We start from the raw sequence: 1,636 nt of genomic DNA, 5'->3' as shown, positions 1-1,636 counted from the left end.
TTTTTATGTCACAACCCATCGTCCCACTGACTGTTCCCCAATCTCGCCGCTTTGAAAAGAAAAGCAGAAACGATATTCTGATGAAGATTCGTCTCGAAAAAGTAGAACTCACATTCTTTCACTCTATCAACCAAGAGGTATTGGAAACAATCTTGGATAAGGTACTGTTCTATGACAATCCGGCTCAGTGATTTAGGTCAAGTCTACTTGGTTTGCGGGAAAACGGATATGCGTCAAGGGATTGATTCACTCGCCTACCTTGTTAAAAGTCACTTCAATCTGGATCCCTTCTCCGGTCAGGTCTATCTCTTCTGCGGAGGTCGAAAAGACCGATTCAAAGCTCTTTACTGGGATGGACAGGGATTTTGGTTATTGTATAAACGTTTTGAAAATGGAAAATTAACCTGGCCAAGCAATGAAGAAGAGGTCAAGGCTCTAACTTCCGAACAAGTAGACTGGCTCATGAAGGGATTTTCTATCATCCCAAAAATAAATGTTTCAAAAAGTCGTGATTTCTATTGAGATCATGGCTTTTCTTTGTGTATAATGAGATAAAAAGAAGGAGGTAAGTCCATGGAGTCACAAGATAAAGTGATTGAAAGTCTAACAAAAACTATTGAAATCATGACCAATGAGCTAACTCTCCTTCGAGAACAGGTTGAGTACCTGAGACAGAAACTCTACGGAAAATCATCAGAGAAGGTTGTATATCAACCCGGTCAGCTGAGCTTGTTTGGGGAGGAAAGCCTCCCTGAAGAAGAAGCTGACTTACCCAGTTGAAACAGAAACGATTACCTACAAACGCAAGAAAGCTAAGGGAGTTCGTCAGGCTATTTTTAGTCAGTTCACTCCAGAGATTGTTCATCACGAATTACAGGGCGAAGACTGCACTTGTCCAGACTGTCATGGACAGTTGAAAGAGATTGGTTCTACTGTTCAACGACAAGAGTTGGTCTTCATTCCCGCACAATTAAAGCGGATTGACCATGTTCAACACGCATACAAGTGTCAGGCATGTAGTCAGAAGAATCTAAGCGATAAGATTATCAAGGCTCCTGTTCCTAAGGCCCCTTTGGCACATAGCTTGGGTTCAGCTTCTATCATCGCCCACACCATTCACCAGAAATTCAATCTGAAGGTACCCAATTACCGTCAGGAAGAGGATTGGAACAAGCTTGGCTTGCCAATCAGTCGGAAGGAAATAGCCAACTGGCACATCAAGTCTAGTCAATATTATTTCGAGCCGATTTATAACCTGTTACACGAGAAATTATTAGAGCAGCCTATTCTCCATGCGGACGAGACCTCCTACAAGGTCTTAGAAAATGATAGCCAGTTGACCTTCTACTGGACCTTCTTGTCTGGGAAGCACGAGAAAAAGGGAATTACTCTCTATCATCATGACAAACGACGGAGTGGCTTGGTTGTGGAAAAATTTCTTGGGGATTATGCGGGCTACGTTCATTGTGACATGTGGTCAGCTTATCGTCAATTAGATAAGGCTCAACTGGTTGGCTGTTGGGCTCATGTTAGACGAAAGTTCTTTGAGGCGACTCCTAAGAAGACAGACAAGACTTCTTTAGGAGCTAAGGGATTAGCCTATTGCGACCGCCTATTTACCTTGGAGAATGACTGG

Annotated in this window: 4 protein-coding genes; all 4 read left to right on the top strand. The window is 42.8% G+C overall.

Annotated features, from left to right (window positions below):
• Positions 1–5: 5 nt before the first annotated feature.
• Positions 6–191 (top strand): hypothetical protein, encoded by a 186-nt coding sequence (locus ACHBGV_RS10220; protein ID WP_105138228.1) that lies wholly within the window; start codon positions 6–8, stop codon positions 189–191.
• Complete coding sequence (gene tnpB / locus ACHBGV_RS10215; protein ID WP_105127503.1) at positions 172–522, top strand: IS66 family insertion sequence element accessory protein TnpB; 351 nt, start codon at positions 172–174, stop codon at positions 520–522. The genes ACHBGV_RS10220 and tnpB overlap by 20 nt, the downstream gene beginning before the upstream one ends.
• A 51-nt stretch (positions 523–573) precedes the next feature.
• Positions 574–780: a hypothetical protein gene (locus ACHBGV_RS10210; RefSeq protein WP_002939754.1), complete on the top strand. Its 207-nt coding sequence runs from the start codon at positions 574–576 to the stop codon at positions 778–780.
• A partial coding sequence (locus ACHBGV_RS10205; protein ID WP_394736273.1) for an IS66-like element short variant transposase occupies positions 734–1,636 on the top strand: 903 nt, incomplete at its 3' end. The genes ACHBGV_RS10210 and ACHBGV_RS10205, both read left to right, overlap by 47 nt.

This window comes from Streptococcus sp. A34, assembly GCF_043674115.1.
In the GTDB taxonomy this organism is placed as follows: Bacteria; Bacillota; Bacilli; order Lactobacillales; family Streptococcaceae; genus Streptococcus; species Streptococcus suis_V.
This window is presented reverse-complemented; position numbering and strand designations above follow the sequence as displayed.